The sequence below is a fragment of the Phyllobacterium sp. 22552 genome (genome assembly GCF_052044585.1).
GTDB lineage: Bacteria > Pseudomonadota > Alphaproteobacteria > Rhizobiales > Rhizobiaceae > Phyllobacterium > Phyllobacterium ifriqiyense.
In genome coordinates this window covers 119,622-137,015 of the sequence record NZ_JBQENG010000001.1, presented here as the reverse complement: position 1 = coordinate 137,015, position 17,394 = coordinate 119,622, and the positions used below count along the sequence as shown (strand labels likewise).

General features: G+C 52.9%; 17 protein-coding genes. 8 read left to right on the top strand and 9 right to left on the bottom strand.

The window, feature by feature from the left end; translation table 11 throughout:
* Positions 1-109: 109 nt before the first annotated feature.
* From ACTJI9_RS00635 to ACTJI9_RS00620, 4 genes are all read right to left on the bottom strand, one after another.
* Positions 110-727 (bottom strand): HAD-IA family hydrolase, encoded by a 618-nt coding sequence (locus ACTJI9_RS00635; protein ID WP_435530169.1) that lies wholly within the window; start codon positions 725-727, stop codon positions 110-112.
* 142 nt (positions 728-869) lie between these two features.
* The gene (locus ACTJI9_RS00630) at positions 870-1,643 is read right to left on the bottom strand and encodes a molybdopterin-binding protein (RefSeq protein ID WP_307279745.1); all 774 of its coding nucleotides are present in this window, start codon (positions 1,641-1,643) and stop codon (positions 870-872) included.
* Positions 1,640-2,512, bottom strand: a complete 873-nt coding sequence (locus ACTJI9_RS00625) for a cytochrome b/b6 domain-containing protein (protein WP_440805356.1) — start codon at positions 2,510-2,512, stop codon at positions 1,640-1,642. The genes ACTJI9_RS00630 and ACTJI9_RS00625 overlap by 4 nt, the downstream gene beginning before the upstream one ends.
* Positions 2,513-2,605: 93 nt before the next feature.
* Positions 2,606-2,899, bottom strand: a complete 294-nt coding sequence (locus ACTJI9_RS00620) for a pentapeptide MXKDX repeat protein (RefSeq protein WP_307279749.1) — start codon at positions 2,897-2,899, stop codon at positions 2,606-2,608.
* Between the two features lie 274 nt (positions 2,900-3,173).
* On the opposite strand from ACTJI9_RS00620, the gene ACTJI9_RS00615 reads away from it, so the two are divergent.
* Together ACTJI9_RS00615 and ACTJI9_RS00610 are read left to right on the top strand one after the other, a co-directional pair.
* On the top strand, positions 3,174-3,728 hold the full coding sequence (locus tag ACTJI9_RS00615) for a sigma-70 family RNA polymerase sigma factor (RefSeq protein ID WP_115052326.1): 555 nt from the start codon (positions 3,174-3,176) through the stop codon (positions 3,726-3,728).
* Positions 3,715-4,356: a DUF1109 domain-containing protein gene (locus tag ACTJI9_RS00610; protein ID WP_336439660.1), complete on the top strand. Its 642-nt coding sequence runs from the start codon at positions 3,715-3,717 to the stop codon at positions 4,354-4,356. The genes ACTJI9_RS00615 and ACTJI9_RS00610 overlap by 14 nt, the downstream gene beginning before the upstream one ends.
* A 6-nt stretch (positions 4,357-4,362) precedes the next feature.
* Here ACTJI9_RS00610 and ACTJI9_RS00605 read toward each other — a convergent pair whose 3' ends face one another.
* Complete coding sequence (locus ACTJI9_RS00605) at positions 4,363-5,472, bottom strand: Gfo/Idh/MocA family protein (RefSeq protein ID WP_307279759.1); 1,110 nt, start codon at positions 5,470-5,472, stop codon at positions 4,363-4,365.
* Positions 5,473-5,598: 126 nt separating this feature from the next.
* On the opposite strand from ACTJI9_RS00605, the gene ACTJI9_RS00600 reads away from it, so the two are divergent.
* From ACTJI9_RS00600 to iolB, 6 genes are all read left to right on the top strand, one after another.
* Entirely contained in the window at positions 5,599-6,441 is an 843-nt protein-coding gene (locus tag ACTJI9_RS00600) for a MurR/RpiR family transcriptional regulator (RefSeq protein ID WP_440805353.1), read from the top strand.
* Positions 6,442-6,563: 122 nt separating this feature from the next.
* Complete coding sequence (locus ACTJI9_RS00595) at positions 6,564-8,504, top strand: bifunctional 5-dehydro-2-deoxygluconokinase/5-dehydro-2-deoxyphosphogluconate aldolase (RefSeq protein ID WP_337354430.1); 1,941 nt, start codon at positions 6,564-6,566, stop codon at positions 8,502-8,504.
* A 68-nt stretch (positions 8,505-8,572) separates the two neighbouring features.
* Positions 8,573-10,423, top strand: a complete 1,851-nt coding sequence (gene iolD / locus ACTJI9_RS00590) for a 3D-(3,5/4)-trihydroxycyclohexane-1,2-dione acylhydrolase (decyclizing) (protein WP_440805351.1) — start codon at positions 8,573-8,575, stop codon at positions 10,421-10,423.
* A gap of 31 nt (positions 10,424-10,454) precedes the next feature.
* Positions 10,455-11,339: a myo-inosose-2 dehydratase gene (gene iolE / locus ACTJI9_RS00585; protein ID WP_440805348.1), complete on the top strand. Its 885-nt coding sequence runs from the start codon at positions 10,455-10,457 to the stop codon at positions 11,337-11,339.
* Positions 11,336-11,557, top strand: a complete 222-nt coding sequence (locus ACTJI9_RS00580; protein ID WP_115052319.1) for a DUF3329 domain-containing protein — start codon at positions 11,336-11,338, stop codon at positions 11,555-11,557. Before iolE ends, ACTJI9_RS00580 begins: the two co-directional genes overlap by 4 nt.
* A 3-nt stretch (positions 11,558-11,560) precedes the next feature.
* Positions 11,561-12,358, top strand: a complete 798-nt coding sequence (gene iolB / locus ACTJI9_RS00575) for a 5-deoxy-glucuronate isomerase (protein WP_307279777.1) — start codon at positions 11,561-11,563, stop codon at positions 12,356-12,358.
* Positions 12,359-12,408: 50 nt separating this feature from the next.
* Here the strand turns inward: iolB and iolG are convergent, their stop codons facing one another.
* From iolG to ACTJI9_RS00555, 4 genes are all read right to left on the bottom strand, one after another.
* The gene (gene iolG, locus ACTJI9_RS00570) at positions 12,409-13,398 is read right to left on the bottom strand and encodes an inositol 2-dehydrogenase (RefSeq protein ID WP_307279780.1); all 990 of its coding nucleotides are present in this window, start codon (positions 13,396-13,398) and stop codon (positions 12,409-12,411) included.
* A 52-nt stretch (positions 13,399-13,450) separates the two neighbouring features.
* A complete protein-coding gene (locus tag ACTJI9_RS00565; protein ID WP_115052316.1) occupies positions 13,451-14,464 on the bottom strand; it encodes an ABC transporter permease subunit in 1,014 nt (337 codons plus the stop codon).
* Positions 14,465-14,519: 55 nt separating this feature from the next.
* Positions 14,520-16,061, bottom strand: coding sequence for an ATP-binding cassette domain-containing protein (locus ACTJI9_RS00560; protein WP_115052315.1), 1,542 nt, complete (start codon positions 16,059-16,061; stop codon positions 14,520-14,522).
* Positions 16,062-16,147: 86 nt separating this feature from the next.
* A complete protein-coding gene (locus ACTJI9_RS00555; RefSeq protein WP_115053215.1) occupies positions 16,148-17,077 on the bottom strand; it encodes a sugar ABC transporter substrate-binding protein in 930 nt (309 codons plus the stop codon).
* Positions 17,078-17,394 lie beyond the last annotated feature (317 nt).

Sequence of the window (17,394 nt, the reverse complement as noted above, 5' to 3'; positions counted from 1 at the left end):
CGCTACATATGGGGAAGAACTGCAGGGATTAAAAGGACGAGCCGCAAATTGTGTGGGGGAGATTGATCAATTTTGCGTTTGCTCGGCAAAGCCAATAATGTTCTGCCGATCAATTGCTTTTAACAACAGATAGTCGTCCGTTCAGATCAATCTGCGCAACCACGTTCTCATAATCCGCTATTGTCGTGTGTGTCGTTTCGACGGGATGTTTATGGGTTGCCGTAATCACCATAACATCAGCTTTGGCGGCATCTCCAGCCAGAATACCGGGAATAGCGTCTTCAAAGACCAGACAATCTGAAGCGTCAAAGCCCAGTTTGCGTGCGCCCAACAGATAGCAATCTGGGTTTGGCTTACCGATCTTGACGTCTTCAGCTGTCACCAATGTGCGCGGCACGGGAATTCCCGCCGCGGCAAGGCGCCGTTTTGCCAGTTCAAGCGGCGAGGACGTCACAATCGCCCATTTTTCAGGTGGCAGGCTTTCCAAGAAAGCCGCCGCTCCCGGCAGCGGCATCACGCCAGCTACGTCGTTTATTTCATCTTCCGTTATCTTGGCAGCTTCAACCTCGGGATCAACACCAGGCAATCCCAAACGGCGAATAGTATCAATCGCCCGCACGCCATGCATGGTTGGCATGAATGCCGCCACATCAAGCCCGTGAGACTCTGCCCATTTGCTCCAGACGCGCTCTGCAGCAACGGTGGAGTTGAGAATCGTGCCATCCATGTCAAAGAGGAAGGCTGCATAAGTTTTATCGAAGACGAAAGTTGCGGACACGAAAAATCTCTCTTTAGCGGATTGTGTCGCCTCTTATGTCAGATGATCCGAATATGGCAAAGACCAGCGCTTACTTTTTGGAGGGGCACACTCAAATACCGGCGTACCATTCATATCCCCGATCTTCCCAGAAGCCGCCTTTGCCGGAACCGATGTTCTTGAAACTGTCGACAAGCTCAATTCGCATCAGATATTTGGCATGTTTATATCCGATCTGCCGCTCAACCCGCAGGCGCAAGGGCGCGCCATGGGCGATCTCCAGATCTTTGCCGTTCATACCATAGGAAAGGATTGTTTGCGGATGCCAGGCATCCACCAGATCAATGCTTTCATAGTAAAGACCGCTGCCGTCAAGTGATTGCTCATAATCGTCTGCACAATAGAACACCGCATAACGTGCTCCGGGCGCAAGACCAACCTGTTCCAAAACCAGTCCGAGCGGGACGCCGGTCCATTTGCCGATCGCGCTCCAGCCCTCGACGCAATCATGGCGGGTAATTTGTGTGCGCGACGGCATGGCTTTCAAATCCGCCATGGAGAAGCTCTTGGCCGTCTTGACCATGCCACCAACCTGAAGTCGCCAATTGGCAAAATTACTGTCAACAAGCTGCTTATAGACATCTGTCTCAGGCATTTGCGTTCCATTTGCCTTGAATACAGGTGATAAATCCGCCTCGCTATATTCACGAGCCAGCTGCTGGTTGCCCAAAAGCAGACGCTGAGCGTTCATTGAAAGCCACTCACCTTTCTCAAGAACGGCATTGACGCTTGGGCTTTGAACCAGCGCATCACAACCCGTCAGAATGCCTGTGGCTGCAATGCCTGAACCAATCAGGAAACGACGCCGTGTGAGATCAATACTCATTTGGATATCTCCTTATCTGCTTCAGGCTTTAAAGCGCAATAGCCGGTAATCATTGAGCGCATATTGTTCCAGACGCCGGATAAGAGAACCATGGCAATGTGTATGAATACGAAGACAATGATCAGCGAGGCCGTGATGAAATGAATTGTTCGTGCCGACTGACGACCGCCAAATACGTCCAGCAACCACGGAAAAATTGCATTGAAGCCGGGAGACATGGTGAGGCCCGTCAGCACCATCAGTGGCAACAAGATGAAACCTACCCCGATATAGGCAAGCTTCTGCAAAGAGTTGTAGCGGCGGGCTTTCTCACCTTTCGGAAAACGCAGACGTGCGTGATCGGCAATCTCGTGAGCGAGATGCCTGGGAGTCAACTCACCTTTTGTTGGCAGCAGATCGCGGCGAAAATGCCGGGAGACAAGCCCGTAAAGCATATAGACGAACCCATTAATGACAAAGAGCCAGGCAAAAAAGAAATGCCAGCGTCGTCCTGTGGCGAGATCCTGATAGCTTGGAATTGTCGCCCACGCCGGAAAGGCGCGCGGGGTTAATTCTCCATCGACCTTCGATGCGCCAAGCACTCCAGTTGTTGTAAACTGAAAGGACCCAATGCTGGTCACGCCTTTCATGCTGTCCCCATCGGGATATGCCTCGATGGAAACAAATGCCGGATCAGGCAGAGCATCGGCACCATATTGCCCCCAGTAAAGATGCGGATGGGCGTTGAATATTTGCAAACCGCTCATCAAAAGGAAGCTAAGGCATAAAACATTCAACCAATGGGTAATCCGCACCGCCAGGGAATGGCGGTAGACCACAGCTCTTTTTGGCTTTTCCTTCAATGCAGTGCCAGTCGTTACACTTGTCATTTTAAGCCTCCACCGGCCCATTATCGCATCTATTCCAACTGTGTATCCCTCCCCAGTTTCGAGGAGAGATCACAATTATAACCTTTGCCAGTGCTAATTGGCTGCTGGAGCCATTGCATCCGGCTTTTTCTTGACAGGCTTCATGGCATCGCCCTTCATCGCGTCTTTTTTCATGGCGTCCGGCTTCATTGCATCCGCTTTCATCGCATCGCCCTTCATCGGGTCGGCTTTCATTGCATCTGGTTTCATTGCGTCATGTTTCATCGCATCCTGCTTTTTCACCGGTTGTGCCTTCATGGCATCTTCAGCAGCGGCCAGATTCACACTGGCAAAACCAGCGGTAAGTGCGAAAGCCGAAAGGACTATACTACGTGTGAAAACATTCATGGTCATTCTCCTTGAGTTAATTCAGATACGATAAACGTGCCCATAAGTTTCGGGTGCCTCTGACACCCACATTGCTTCGGCGCGTTGTCGCCAGTGACATGAAGCAATACGGATCGGACAGGAAATTGGTTACGAGGATCACGGATTGGTGATGGGCGGGTGGTCTGATTCCAACATTTGCATCCGATTTGCGTGTCGCTCATTGACGTTCCGCCATCTTGCACCTCATGCTGTAACCTTTCTGCCGCCGCTGCGAATAAGGAATTAAACCGGAGTGCATTCTGTCGAAACGCGACTGAAAGAACTGATGCTTGCTAGTCTTGCAGGTGATGCGCGCAGCTACGCCATTCTTCTGAATGACGTGGCAAAGCATTTGCGTTCTTATTTTTTGCGACGGCTCTCTGAAGCCCATAAGGGTGACGCTGACGATCTCGTGCAGGAGACGTTGATGGCGCTGCATACCAAACGGGCAACCTACGAAACCGATCGGCCGTTCACCGCCTGGCTGCACGCTATCGCGCGATATAAATTGATAGATCATTTCCGCCGCAACAAAATTCGCGCAACTATACCTTTGGATAATGCTGAGGATTTGATACCGGCGGATTATTCCGATGCAACTGCGGACCGGATAGATGTGGAAAGCCTGTTACAGTCAGTCCCGGAGAAATCACGGGAGTTGATCTACCGCACAAAAATTGAAGGGCAATCAATAGCAGAGGTCGCGACGAGCACCGGACTTTCGGAATCAGCGGTGAAGGTTGGTATACATAGAGGCATCAAGGCGATTGCCGCAAAATTGAAAGGACGTGCACATGGCAACGGATGACTTGATTGCACGTCTCACGCGCGATCTGAAGCCTATACAGCGCAGCAGCGTCGCCAAGCGGCTTGCCATAGGTCTTGGCTTGGGCTTTGCCGCATCCTGGCTTTTGATGGTCTGGTGGTTGGGCATGCGGCCAGATCTCATGGAAGCTTCTGCCACAATGCCCTTCTGGGGAAAGCTCGCTTATACGCTTCTTCTCGCCGTTATCGGTGCATGGGCAGTCAAGCGGATCGCTTATCCACTTGGCAGCATCATCATCAATCTTGTCTTGATGGCAGTCGCACTGTTTGCATTCGGAATATTGGCTGCGGGGATATTCGCCATGGCACCGCCCGAAGCTCACATGACGATGCTGACCGGCAAATCGCTGGCCGTATGCACATTCAATATTGTTGTGCTGTCCATGCCACTGCTGATCGGCGCATTCTGGGTTTTGCGTGGTATGGCACCCACTCGCCTCACCATGGCGGGGGCTGCGGCCGGCATTGCAGCGGGCGCGATAGGCTCGGTTATCTATTCTTTCCACTGCACGGAAAGCGCCATGCCGTTTGTCGCTGTCTGGTATACGCTCGGCGTATTGATACCCGGCCTCATTGGTGCTGTGGCCGGGCGTTTCTTTCTCAGATGGTAGAAATAGCTACCTGACATCCACCCAGCGCTGATCCTTGAAAGAGCGAGCCATGGCATGAACGGTGCGCTCGATTTCCAGGCCATCTGCAAACTCGATCAGATGCGCCGCTTGGCCTTCGATACGCTTGATCAGCTCATGGCATTCAATGATTTTTAGATCGTTGAAACCAAGCCCATGGCCCGGCGCTGGAATGAACCGGCCATAGGGCTCGTGATGCGGTGCCGTTAAAATGGTGCGATAGCCCTGCTCTGTAGGGCGATCCGATGTCACATAGAGCTGAAATTCATTGGCGCGCTCCTGATCAAACAGGATGGAGCCCTTTGAACCGAATATCTGCAACGCGATGCGGCCCTTGCGTCCCCATGCAGAACGGTTCACCTGCAATGTACCTGCCACGCCGTTTTCCATATGCATCAAAACGCTGGCACTGTCATAGGTTTCGACAGCCCGGCTGGTGCCATCTCGGGTCTTGCGGCTCGCATAGGGTTTCGCCATGTCGCACATCACTCGCGACACGCGTCCGAACAGTGTGAACAACAGTGACAAAGGATGTACGGCGAAATCGTCAAGCGCCCCATAGCCCGAGGTCGCTTCATGCTTCCAGTAGAAAAGCGCATCAGGATCGGCCATGAAATCCTCATCCATTTCAATGCGCAGGTGATTTACCTCGCCGATAATCTTCTCATCCAGAAGCTTGCGGATATGACGGATCGCTGGCCCTTGCGTATAATTATATCCAAGCGCAGCTACTTTTCCGGACTGAGCCGCAGCAGCAGCCATTGCTTCTGCCTCTGCAAAGCCAGGTGCCATCGGCTTCTCGCACCAGACATGTTTGCCAGCCTTAAGAGCTGCAATTGCCATTTCAGGGTGGAACTGGTTCGGCGTTGTAATCGATACAACATCAACCTGTGGATCGTTGATGACTTCGCGCCAATCACCGGATGCCCTTCGAAAACCGAACTCGCTTGCACGTTCTACCGCAAGATTTTCATTGGCTTCGCCAAGATGAACCAGGGAAATGTCGGGGCCGTCACCAAAGACGGCGCGTACCGAATTCCACGCCAGAGCGTGGCATTTGCCCATAAAACCTGTTCCGATCAGCCCAACACCCAGCATCGACTCTTCTCCAGCGCTTGCGAATAACGAATGAAATAATCTATAACAGATGAAAATGGAATAACTGATCCACTTTGATATAAATATTTTGCTTTGTAAGATGTAGTCATTGGGGCAATGATTCGGATGGGTACTATGAACAATGGAGCGGAGTTGCCGCGGGACTTCGATGCATTGCGCAATCTCATCCTGGAGCGGCGAGATATCCTGCCGAAACGTTTGGCCCAGATCGCAGCCTATGCCCTCAGCAATCCCGACGAGATTGCCTTTGGTACCGCCGCCAGCATAGCCAATACGGCAGGCGTGCAACCTTCAACCCTTATCCGGTTTGCTCAGCACCTCGGATTCGATGGTTTCACCAGTCTGCAATCTGTTTTTCGCGAACGTCTGCGCGAGCGGCAAATCTCTTATGAAGAGCGCCTTTCCGCACTGCATGGAAATACGGATGGTCTTTCCCAAAATCGCGCAATTCTCAACGGGTTTCTGGCTGCGGCCAGCCAATCTGTGGAGACGATCTCCCGGCAGCTCGAAGATGATGTACTGGACCGGGCGGTCGATATTCTGGCGGGTGCCGAGACCATCTTTCTTCTCGCCCGCCGACGTTCATATCCAATTACCGCCTATATGGCCTACGCCTTCGGCAAATTGAAAATTCGCAATCAGTTGATTGAATCAACAGCCGGGATTGATCCTGAGATTTTGTCATTTGCAACACCGGCAGATGCAGCCATTGCCATCAGCTTTTCTCCCTACGCATCAGCCACAATTGAGCATGCCGCCACGCTCGCTGCTCGCAACGTTCCTGTCGTTGCAATCACTGACAGCGCATTTTCGCCGCTCGCTCAGTCGGCAAAAGTCTGGTTCGAGGCGGCGGAAGGCGATTTCTCAGGCTTCCGCTCACTGTCCGGCACAATGGCGCTTGCCATGGCTTTGACCGTCAGCGTTGCCGAACGGCGCCGCAAACTGTGAATGTCAAAAACCTAAAAAGAATATACATTCCATGTTGACGATTTGATAGAATTATTATTTCATATAGGCGAGAACCTGCTGTCTCAAAATGGGACACTTAATCAGAATATCGGGAGAACGACATGGATAGAACTGATAGCGCCAAGCCCCTTGGCAAGCCGCTTGATGTCATAACCATTGGGCGCTCGTCAGTTGATCTTTACGGCCAGCAAATCGGCTCACGTCTCGAAGACATCACGTCGTTTGCAAAATCAGTGGGTGGCTGCCCGGCCAACATTGCCATTGGCACTGCGCGGCTTGGTTTGCGTTCTGCCCTGCTCTCCCGTGTCGGTGATGAGCAGATGGGCCGTTTTATCCGCGAACAAATGGTACGGGAAGGCGTTGCGACAACGGGCGTTATTACTGATCCGCAGCGTCTTTCTGCACTGGTTATTCTGTCTGTGGAGAATGATAAAAGCTTCCCACTGATTTTCTATCGCGAAGACTGTGCCGACATGGCATTGGAAGAAAGCGATATTGACGCGGATTTCATCGCTTCAGCCCGCGCGGTCGTTGTCACGGGTACGCATTTCTCCAAGCCAAAGCCGGACGCTGCACAGCGCAAAGCCATTCGCCTGATGAAAGAAGCTGGCGGAAAAGTCGTGTTCGATATCGACTATCGTCCTAACCTTTGGGGCCTTGCCGGTCACGGTGATGGCGACAGCCGCTATATCGCATCCGATGCCGTTTCCAACCACCTTAAAACCGTATTGCCTGATTGCGATTTGATTGTTGGCACCGAAGAAGAAGTTTTGATCGCTTCCGGGGAAGATGACCTTCTGAGCGCTCTCAAGACCATTCGCGCTCTATCAAAAGGAACAATTGTCCTCAAACGCGGACCCATGGGTTGCATTGTTTACGAGGGACCCATCTCCGACGATCTCGAAGATGGCATTGTCGGCAAGGGCTTTCCTATCGAAGTGTTCAACGTCCTTGGAGCGGGTGACGCCTTCATGTCCGGCCTGCTGCGCGGATGGCTCGGCGGCGAGTCTCTGGCAACTGCCGCAACATGGGCAAATGCCTGCGGCGCATTTGCCGTTTCGCGCTTGCTTTGCTCACCGGAAATACCAACCTTCGCAGAGCTGCAATATTTCCTCGAACATGGCAGCAAGCATCATGCTCTGCGCAAGGACGAGGCCATCAACCATATCCATTGGGCAACAACGCGTCGGCGCGAAATTCCTTCAATGATGACCTTCGCCATTGATCACAGGGTCCAGCTTGAAGATCTTTGTCAAAAGCTCGGTGCGAATACATCAAAGATCGGTGAATTCAAGGAATTGGCAGTCAAAGCGGCTGCAAAAGTTGCCGATGGTCGTGGTGGATATGGAATGCTGCTGGATGAGAAATTCGGTCGTGAAGCCATGTTCGAATTTGCACGCCATAGTTTTGACTGGCTTGGACGTCCGGTAGAACTGCCAGGTTCCCGTCCGCTACGGTTTGAGTTCTCGCAGGATATTGGCTCCCAGCTTGTTGAGTGGCCAGTCGATCATTGCATAAAGTGCTTGTGCTTTTATCACCCCGACGACCCTGCTGACCTCAAGCTTGAACAGCAGCAAAAATTGCGCACGCTTTTTGAGGCAGCACGCAAAGTGGGCCGGGAATTGCTGATCGAGATTATCGCCGGAAAACACGGCATTCTGGATGACAACACTATTCCACGCGCACTGGAAGAACTTTACGCACTCGGCATCAAGCCCGACTGGTGGAAGCTTGAGCCGCAGGCCTCGGCAACGGCTTGGAAAAATATCGAGCAGATCGTTGAAAAGAATGATCCTTGGTGCCGCGGTGTTGTATTGCTTGGTTTGGAAGCACCGCAAGATGAGTTAGAGGCTGCTTTCGCCGCCACCGCCAAGGCTCCTATCGTGAAGGGCTTTGCTGTGGGCCGGACACTCTTCATGGAGGCTGCGGAAGCTTGGCTTTCGGGTAAACTTTCTGACGAGGAAGCGGTTGGTGATATGGCTGGTCGTTTCGAGAAATTGACCAAGGCATGGCTGTCCAGTCGCGATATATTGTCGAACTAGATAATTACGAATAGTGGAGCCGGTTTTCCATCCGTTATACGGAGAATAGGACCGGGGAGGAGATTGATATGAGCAATACAGTACGTCTGACGATGGCGCAGGCACTGACACGCTTTCTCGCGGCACAGATGACCACGATAGACGGCAAGGAAATGCCGATTTTCGGCGGTGTCTGGGCGATTTTCGGCCATGGCAACGTGGCTGGTATTGGGGAGGCACTCTATCAAGTCCGCGATGAACTGCCGACCTATCGCGCGCATAATGAACAAGCGATGGCCCATGCCGCAATCGCCTTTGCGAAGGCGAGTTTCCGCCAGCGCATGATGGCCGTAACGAGTTCGGTGGGACCTGGCGCAACCAATATGGTCACCGCCGCCGCCCTTGCCCATGTCAATCGCCTGCCCCTCCTCCTGCTTCCCGGTGATGTTTTTGCAAACCGTATTCCCGACCCGGTTCTGCAACAGGTCGAATCCTTTGCCGACGGCACCATTTCCGCCAATGACTGCTTCAGGCCTGTGTCTCGTTACTTCGATCGTATCACGCGCCCTGAACAGATTATTCCCGCCCTCGCCCGCGCCATGACAGTGCTGACCGATCCGGCGGAGTGCGGCCCGGTCACTCTGGCTCTCTGTCAGGATGTGCAGGCAGAAGCTTACGATTATCCGGAGAGCTTTTTCGATAAGCGCGTCTGGTCACTTCGACGCCCGCGTCCTGACCGTAATGAGCTTTCAGCCGCTGTTGCAGCCTTGCAATCCGCCAAAAAGCCTTTGGTCATTGCCGGTGGCGGTGTCATTTTTTCGCAAGCTTCAAAAGAACTTGCTGATTTTGTCGAGGCTGCGGGTATCCCTGTCTGTGAAACGCAAGGCGGCAAGTCTTCGCTGCCCGATAGCCATCCACTCAACATGGCAGCTGTCGGGGTAACCGGCACTTCTGCTGCAAACCGGCTGGCACAAGAGGCCGACCTGATCATTGCGGTGGGTACACGCTTGCAGGACTTTACGACGGGTTCGTGGTCACTCTTCCAGAATTCTGCCAAGACTTTCATCGGCCTTAACGTCCAGACCTTTGATGCTGCAAAACATCGGGCGCTGCCACTGGTTGCTGATGCGAAAGAAGGATTGCTGGAGCTCACGGCCGCTTTGCAGGGATATAAGGCGCCTGCAAGCTGGACAGAAAATGCAAAGTCCGGAAAAGCCGAATGGCAAAAAGCCGCTGCAAAGGTTACCGGCCCTACCAATGCTTCGCTGCCTTCGGATGCACAGGTTATCGGTGCCGTGCAACGTACATTTGGCGCTGAGGCAACGGTCCTTCATGCTGCAGGCGGACTGCCGGGCGAAATGCACAAATTATGGCAGGCAGGTGCTCCCGGCTCCTACCATGCCGAATATGGCTTTTCTTGCATGGGCTACGAGATTGCTGGCGGGCTGGGTGCGAAGATGGCCAAGCCTGACGATGAAGTCGTTGTGATGATTGGCGATGGCTCCTATCTGATGTTGAATTCGGAACTTGCCACCTCAGTCATGCTGGGTCAGCGTATCACCGTCGTGCTGCTCGACAATCGCGGCTATGGCTGCATCAACCGGCTGCAAATGGGAACGGGTGGGGCCAACTTCAATAATCTTCTGAAGGATTCGAAGCACGAAGTCTTGCCCGATATCGATTTCGCTGCTCATGCCCGTAGCCTCGGTGCAATCTCAGAAAAAGTCGCTTCAATTGCTGAGCTGGAAACAGCGCTTGCAAGGGCAAAAGACAACGACCGCACAACAGTTATTGTCATTGATACCGACCCACTGATTTCGACGGAAGAAGGCGGCACCTGGTGGGATGTGGCGGTGCCGGAGGTAAGCCAGCGCAGCCAGGTCACTGCGGCACGCAAGGAATATGAACAAAAATTGAAATTACAGCGCGTCGGTGACTAAGCTGTTTACTGCTAACCAAAGGAACTGAAGAATGATCCGTATCGGGGCGAACCCAATCGGCTGGTCGAATGACGACATGCTGGAAATCGGTGGCGATATTCCACTGGAAACCTGTCTTGAACAGGCAAAGGCAGCCGGATTTACCGGCATGGAACTTGGCAATAAATTTCCGCGCACTGCCGAAAAATTGCGTCCTATTCTCGACGCTTATGGGCACAGCCTTGTCAGCGGATGGTATTCAACCGAGTTGCTGGTCCGCGATGTGGATGCGGAACTTGAAGCTGTTAAAGATCACGCCACATTGTTGAAAGACATGGGCTGCGCCGTTCTGATTGCAGCGGAAACATCAAATGCCATCCATTCCAATAAGGAGCTGCCACTTTCCGCCCGCCCCGTCTTGCTGAAATCGGCCTGGAAAGTCTTCGGTGAGCGCTATACCCGCTTTGCACAAGCCATTAAGCAGACCTATGGCCTGCAACTGGTCTATCACCACCATATGGGTACTGTCGTTCAGACGGAATCCGAGATTGACCGCTTCATGGAAGTCACTGGCGATTCGGTAAATCTTCTGCTCGACACGGGGCATGCGACTTGGGGTGGCGGAGATCCGGCGCGTCTGGCACGGCATTACAAAGCACGCATCGGCCATGTCCATTGCAAGGATATTCGCGAAGACGTCATGTGGGCATCAAACCGCGAAGACTGGTCATTCCTTGATAGCGTTCTCGCCGGTGTTTACACTGTTCCCGGCGACGGTATGATCGACTATGTTCGAGTACTTAAGGAACTCAAAGGCTATAGCGGCTGGGTGGTTGTCGAAGCTGAGCAGGATCCGACGAAAGCTGATCCGGCAACCTATTCCAAGCTTGGGCATGCCAATCTAAGCCGCTTCATAAAGGAAGCAGGGCTTGCGTGACCAAAGACTCCAACCATCCATTCTTCCGTCCCCTGTGGCGCAGAATTGCCGTCGTGGCGTTCTGCGTTGCTTGGGCGATTTTCGAGTTTGCCACGGGAACACCATTCTGGGGCATCATCGCACTAGGCTTCGCAGGCTATGGCGTTTGGCAATTCATCATCGTCTACGACGCGTCGGAACCAGTGCCGCCGGCGGACGTTAATGCCGAGAAGGAATGATCCATGTCGAAACTTTTGATCAAGGCCGTGGATGGTATTGGCCATATTGCCAATATCACACCTGAAAGTGCTGGTTGGACTTATGTAGGCTTTGACCTGCACAGGCTGGAAGCCGGGCAGTCATTGTGTGGAAAAACCGAGGACAAAGAGGTCTGCCTCGTCTTTGTAACCGGCAAGGGCAATGTAACTGCCAATGGCGAAGACCTTGGCCTGCTCGGCAAACGCATGTCGCCATTTGATGGCAAGCCATGGTCTGTCTACCTGCCTGAAGGTTCGGATTGGTCCATTTCAGCCGAGACTGGCGTCGAACTTGCCGTCTGCTCCGCACCCAGCCTCAATGGCGGGCTACCTGTGCGCGTCATATCGCCGGATGATCTTGGTCAGGAAACGCGCGGCAAAGGCACCAATACCCGCTATGTCACCAATATTCTTCCTGAAAACGAGCCTGCGGACTCACTTCTGGTGGTTGAGGTGATTACGCCGGGAGGACATACTTCCAGCTATCCTCCGCATAAACATGATCAGGATAATCTTCCAGCCGAATCCTATCTGGAAGAAACCTACTACCATCGCTTTAACCCGCCGCAAGGTTTTGGGTTCCAGCGTGTCTATACGGATGATCGCTCGCTTGATGAAGCCATGGCGATTGAGGATGGCGACGTGGTCATGGTGCCTAAAGGATACCATCCCTGCGCGGCCTGCCACGGCTATGACCTCTATTATCTCAATGTGATGGCCGGTCCAAAGCGCACGTGGAAATTCCACAACGCTGCCGAGCATGAATGGCTGACAAAGCTATAAGCTTTCAATTGCAGCTTCACCGAAAAAACGATGAAGCTGCAATTTTAAAATTACACCGTAATCGTCTTGCCTTCTTTCACCGAACGCAAGGCAGCATCGGCAAGTGCCAATGCGATCAGCCCATCTTCGCCGCTGGGGGCAGCTTGCGTGCCGGTGGCAATACCGTCGATAAAGGCCGCGATTTCGTTGGCATAGGCCTCCGTATAACGCGTCATGAAGAAGTCGTGCAGCGGCGGGCGCGTATAGCCATTGCCATTGGCAATTTCGATTGAAACGGCACGCTGATTTTCCGCTGCGACCATTCCCTTGGAACCATGCACTTCAATGCGCTGATCATAGCCATAGGTTGCACGGCGTGAGTTTGAAATCACGCATTGCTTCCCCGAAGCCGTCGAAAGAATGACGCTGACACTATCGTAATCGCCAAGCTCGCCAATCTTCTTGTCCACAAGTACAGAAGCATGTGCAGCGACAGACACAGGCTCTTCGCCAAGCAGGAAGCGCGCCATATCAAAATCATGGATAGTCATATCCCGGAAAATGCCACCAGAGCGGGTAATGTACTCGGCAGGTGGCGCACCGGGGTCACGCGAGGTTATGGTCACCATCTCCACGTCGCCAATCGCGCCATCGTCGATTGCCTTGCGTACTGCGGCGAAATGCGGGTCGAACCTACGGTTGAAGCCTACCATCAATGTCGCCTTTGTCTGCCTTACCACTGCAAGGCACTCTTCAACGCGCTTTACGTCAAGGTCGATCGGCTTCTCGCAAAAGATGGCCTTTCCTGCACGCGCAAAACGTTCGATGAGATCCGCATGCGTATCAGTCGGAGTACAGATGATAACGGCGTCGATATCGCCGGCACTCTCGATCTCATCAATGGTGCGCACTTCGCAGCCATAGGCAGCAGATAGATCCGTGGCAGCCTGTTCGAACGCATCGGCCACTGCAACAAGCTCTGCCCGTGCATTGGAGCCTATTGCCTTGGCGTGAACCTTGCCGATACGGCCTGCGCCCAGCAGACCAAAACGTACAGTCATTTCATTACCTCATGGAAGAATGGCCCGGGATGATTCCCGGGCGTTACAAAACTCAGACTTTTCTCTTTTTCTGGCGATATACGTCGATGACCACCGCTGCAACGATAATGATGCCTTTGATGATCTCTTGATAGTAGGCGTCCACCCGAAGAAAGGTGAAACCTGAAATCATGACGCCCAGAATAATGGCGCCGATAACCGTGCCGGTGATGCGGCCTATACCACCTGTCAGCGATGTCCCGCCAATGACGGCCGCTGCAATCGCATCGAGCTCATAGGTCACGCCCATGCCCGATTGTGCTGTCTGTGCCCGAGCCGCGGTGACAATACCGGCAAGCCCCGCCAGCAGACCGGCAATGGCATAGACCTTGATGAGATGCCGTTCGATATTGATACCCGAAACCCGCGCCGCCTGCGCATTGGCACCGATGGCATAGGTGAACTTTCCATAGCGCGTATATCGCAAGGCTATGTGGAAAATGAGAGCCACGAGGAGAAAAACAATGACCGGCCAGATACTGGTTCCAATGAAATTGAATTGATCAGTCAAGCCGGAGATGGGCGAGCCCTTTGTGTACCATTTTGCAATGCCACGAGCAGAAACCATCATGCCCAGCGTGGCAATGAAGGGGGGAATTTTGGTTTGAGCAATCAGCCAGCCATTGATGATCCCGGCCAGAAGCCCGACACCCAGCCCGATAGCGATCGGTATGACGAACGGCAAGTCGGTAAGACCGGGATAAACCGGTCGCGCCCAGGTGGAGGATTGCGCAAAACTCGCGGCAATCATCGCGGTCATGCCTACAACCGAGCCTGACGAGAGATCAACACCGCCCGTGATAATCACTTGGGTGACACCAACAGCGATAATGCCGATCACTGAAACCTGCAGAATGATGATCCGCAGGCGCTGTGTGTTCATCAGAAAGCTTTGGCCTGCAAGTATCCAGCCAAGGATTTCGAACACCAGCGCAATCCCGATCAACACCAGAAGAATGTTGACTTCAGGCGGTAGCCGCCGGCTTCGGCGAGACGTAAGCGTTGCAGTTGCTTTTTCGCTTGTCATTATAGTTTCTCCCAATACCCCAGTAGCGTCGTCCGATCTGAAAAATTTGACCGGATTATTTTGACGCCAGCTCCATTACCTTGACTTGCGTCGCTTCAGCCCTATCCAGAAAACCCGTTACGCGCCCCTCATGCATCACCATCACGCGATCGCTCATGCCAAGCACCTCAGGCATTTCCGATGAGATCATGATGACCGCAACGCCCTGCCTTGCGAGCTGCGTGACGAGGCGATGGATTTCTGCCTTGGCACCAACATCAATGCCGCGGGTCGGCTCATCCAGAATGAGAATTTTAGGATTGGTAAGCAACCACCTACCAATGAGAACCTTCTGCTGGTTGCCACCGGATAGATTTTCGATCTTTTCTTCAAGATTGGGCGTCTTCACCCGCAAGGTTTCGCTCATCTTTTGGCAAACAGCCGTAATCTGCTTCTCCTGCACAAAACCAAATTTGGTAAAGCGATCCTGCAGCACAGCGATCTGCATGTTTTCAAGAATATCGAGGATCAGCAGGCAGCCCGTATCCTTGCGATCTTCTGTCAGGAAGGCCATGCCCATATTGATGGCTTGGTTGGGCGTGGTGACCTTTACCTCCTTGCCATTGATGGCAATGGTTCCTGTCGTGGCTGGAGTAACACCGAAAATGGTTTCAGCCACATTTGAGCGGCCAGAGCCGACGAGTCCGGCAATACCCAGGATTTCACCCGCGCGAACATCAAAAGAAATGTTGTGAAATACATTCTTCAGCGATAAATCCTTCACCGAAAGCACGACATCGCCGATAGGCACAGTTTCCTTCGGGAACATCTGGGTGATCTCACGGCCAACCATCATTTTGATGATGTCATCACGGGTTACATCGGTTGAGGCATGTGTGCCGATGTAACGGCCGTCCCGAAATACCGAAAACTCATCGGCAATCTCGAACAGTTCATTCATCTTGTGCGTGATGTAGACAATGCCGATCCCTTGCGAACGCAGATCACGTATGATCGCGAAGAGATGTTCCACCTCGCGCTCAGTCAGCGCAGAGGTCGGCTCATCCATAATCAGCACATCGGATTCATAGGAAACCGCCTTGGCAATTTCGACCATCTGGCGGTTGGCGACCGAGAGATCCCGCACCTGGCTATCAGGATCGAGCCTGATATTCAGCCGCTGAAAAAGCTCGGCCGTCATATCGTACATTTTGCCATGATCAACGAAGCCGAAAGCATTCTTCGGTTCACGGCGAATCCATATATTCTCGGCTACAGTCATGAATGGCATCAGGTTCAATTCCTGATGAATCATCGCTATGCCATTTTCGAGCGCGTCCAATGGCGATTTCAGGCGAATGGGCAGGCCTTTGAGATAAACCTCGCCCTGATCTGGAATATATATTCCAGCAAGTATCTTCATCAGAGTGGATTTACCGGCGCCATTTTCACCCATCAGCGCATGAACTGTCCCGCGCTTCAGCCGGAACTGCACACCATCCAGCGCCAAAACACCTGGAAATTCCTTGCGGACATTTTCAACATTCAAAAGATATTCCGCCTGCGGCACCGCACCGCTGGCACGAACTGCCGCCATGGTTGAAGGGCTGAGTGTCATGCTCTTCTCCTCCCAGAGAGTTTGGCTGCTTTAAATACCAATGCGGTCTCTCCCCAGGTGGGGAGAGACCGGCAACGACTTATTGCTTAGTTTTTTGACTGATATTTCGACAGGTTTTCAGGCGTTACGAGCTCGAAAGGAATATAGACCTTGCTTTCAATCTTCTCGCCTTTGGAAATCTTGAGCGCCGCATCGACAGCACCCTTGCCTTGCCCTGCCGCATCCTGGAATACGGTTACATCAAGATCACCGGCAGTCATTGCCGCCAAAGCGTCTTGTGTGGCGTCAACACCGGCAACAACGACACTGTCCGGGGCACGGCCTGCAGCCTTAAGCGCCTGGATAGCCCCGATTGCCATCTCGTCATTGTTGGAAATTACAGCGTCAAACTCCAAGCCAGCCGAGAGCCAGTTTGTCATCAAATCCGCGCCCTGTGTGCGCGACCAGTTGGCGGTCTGCTCTTCAACAATGGAGATTCCCTTGCATGCATCGGTCGCAATCACATCATGCACGGCCTTTGTGCGTGCCCGCGCACCCTGATTGGACAACTCGCCCATCATGACGACGACCTTGCCCTGCCCCTTGAGCAACCGGCAGACTTCCGTTGTTTCAAGTGTGCCCGCTTCAGTTTCATTGGAGGCGACAAAAGCCTGCTTCTCAGGCAATTCGTCGACATTTGCTGGCTGGCGATTAACGTAAACCAGTGGGATACCGGCATCGGCAGCAATTTTCGACATGGCCGCAGTGGCATCCGTGTCCACCGCATTGACAATAATCGCATCTACTTTTGAGGCGATGAAATTCTGAATCTGGCTCTGCTGTTTCGCCACGTCATTCTGCGCATCTTCAACCTGCAAAGTCACGCCATCAAGCGTCTTGGCATAGTCTTCCATCCCCGTGCGCAAAACGTTGAGAAAATTGTCATCAAACTGCGCCATCGACACGCCTATATTGGCGGCCAGCGCCGAACTGCTCATCAACGCTGAAACAGCTACTCCCAATAGAAACTTTTTCACTTTTTTCTCCTCCACAATGGTGCCCGGCAACACCTTTCTATCCGGAATCTTCCACTTCGTCCTTGTGGCCACTACCCCTGACCGGCAAGCGACGAAGTTATGGAAAGCGCGTATCTCTCGCGCAACTCGATCCTGGCGCGTTTTCGGAATGTACAGACCGCCACGCTAGTTTCTGAAATATTTATTCCATTTTAAGGCTTCATCGTCAAGTCCGATTCAACTCTCGACTATAGTTAGACGAAGTAATTAGTTGCACAGCTGCGCAAAATGGTTCGCTGTCCATCCAACATGAAAACGGGCCCGGCAAACCTGCCAGA